Source organism: Microcoleus sp. (assembly GCF_049646505.1).
Classification (GTDB): Bacteria; Cyanobacteriota; Cyanobacteriia; order Cyanobacteriales; family Microcoleaceae; genus Microcoleus.
Genome location: NZ_JBARVX010000628.1, coordinates 1 through 1842, shown reverse-complemented (window position 1 = coordinate 1842; position 1842 = coordinate 1). Strand labels below are relative to the sequence as shown.

2 protein-coding genes and 1 pseudogene are annotated in these 1842 nt (G+C 47.5%); 2 read left to right on the top strand and 1 reads right to left on the bottom strand.

All coding sequences use genetic code 11. From position 1 onward, the window contains the following. Together WBA89_RS29120 and WBA89_RS29115 are read left to right on the top strand one after the other, a co-directional pair. A partial coding sequence (locus WBA89_RS29120; protein ID WP_424411098.1) for a type IIL restriction-modification enzyme MmeI occupies positions 1-812 on the top strand: 812 nt, incomplete at its 5' end. Positions 813-858: 46 nt separating this feature from the next. Then, a pseudogene (locus WBA89_RS29115) lies at positions 859-1305 on the top strand (Uma2 family endonuclease); the annotation flags it as partial. 40 nt (positions 1306-1345) lie between these two features. Here the strand turns inward: WBA89_RS29115 and WBA89_RS29110 are convergent. Next, the coding region (locus tag WBA89_RS29110) for an RNA-guided endonuclease InsQ/TnpB family protein (RefSeq protein ID WP_424411097.1) at positions 1346-1842 on the bottom strand (497 nt) is incomplete at its 5' end.

Genomic DNA, 1842 nt, shown 5'->3' with positions numbered 1-1842 from the left:
TCCTTATTCTTGATGTTCTTGAATCAGAAAAAGCGATTAATCAGTTCAACGTAGATTCATCGTGCATTCGCCCGTTTCTTGGCTCTCAGGAGTTCATTCGCGGCATTGAAAGGCGTTGTGTCTGGCTTTCAGAATCAGATTACTCGAAAGCTACCGAGAACGAGTGGTTGAAGGAGCGTTTTGAGTGCGTCAAGCAGCAGCGTTCTGAATCGAGACGAGCAACTACGAAGCAATTAGCAGCAGTTCCATTCAGATTTGGTGAAGTTCGCCAAACTGGTACAGAAATTATCACAATCATCCCAAAAGTATCTTCTGAAACTCGTGAGTATCTTCCCGTTGGATTGCTGAATTCAGGTTCCATTGTGAGTGATCTCGCCTTCGCCCTCTACGATGCCCCACTCTGGAACATGGCGCTGATTGCCTCACGCCTCCACCTAGTCTGGATCGCCACCGTCTGTGGCAAGCTAGAAACCCGATATCGCTACTCCAACACCCTCGGTTGGAACACCTTCCCCGTCCCCACCCTCACCGATCGCAACAAAACCGACCTCACCCGCTGCGCCGAAGACATCCTCCTCGCGCGGGAAGCCCATTTCCCCGCCACCATTGCCGAGCTTTACGCCCCCGATAAAATGCCGGAAAACCTGCGCCAAGCCCACGATCGCAACGACGAAATCCTAGAGCGCATCTACATCGGTCGCCGCTTCAAAAACGACACCGAACGCCTCGAAAAACTGTTTGAATTGTATACCCAAATGACCACACCGCAAGCCCTACCGAAAAAGCCTGCTAAAGGTAAAATTCATCCATAATGTAAGTACAAACCCATCCCACCCTGAGTTTTTTGGAGGTTAAAACATGATTGCAACTCCGAGTCAATCACCCAAGTTGACACCCATTGAATACTTTGCTTGGGAAGAACAACAGCTATGTCGCCATGAATATACTAATGGCAACATCTACGCCATGAGCGGCGGCACCCAAAACCATAGTCGGGTTGCTCTCAAGTTCGCAGCTTTACTAGACAATCACTTGCCCGATGGCCCTTGTCGAGTATTTAACTCTGATTGTCGGGTAAATATTGTAGAAACGGATGACTACACCTATCCCGATGTAAGTGTAAGCTGCGATCGAAGAGATAACAACACAACTCAATACATTACCTATCCCTGTTTAATTGTTGAGGTTTTATCAGATAGTACAGAGGCTGACGATAGAGGAAACAAGTTTTTTCGCTATCGCCAGAATCCGCAATTGCAGGATTACGTATTGGTGAGTTCGCAGGAAATCGCGATCGATCTTTATCTTGACACTCCCCTGCTATCGAGGCGAGGGGATTCTTGGATCAACCAGTCGATTTGCTCATTGATGTCGCCACCAGCGAGTAGAGATCAGTCTGTCCCCCAGCGTGAATTCCGGTGTGCCCCACCGTATTTAAATTGATTCCTGCACGGGCTTTCAAACCCTTGGCTAAAATATTTCTTCCAGCGTTATGGTCGCGATCTAGTATCGTTCCGCAACCGCAAATATGCGTTCGGGTTGATAAAGTTTTCTTAACAATATCGCCACAGTTTGAACATTCCTGAGATGTGTATTGTGGCGGAACAGCAATAACTGTTTTGCTGTACACCTTCCCAAAATACTCCAACCATTCAGCAAATTGTGACCACGCGGCATCACTAATCGATTTAGCGAGTTTATGGTTTTTAACCATGTTACGCACTTGAAGGTCTTCGTAGGCTACAAAATCGTTAGATTTTACCGCGCCGGGCGCCGTCTTAATGGCGAAGTCTTTGCGCTGCCGACTAACCTTTAGGTGCTTTCTTCCTAACTTGTTGATTG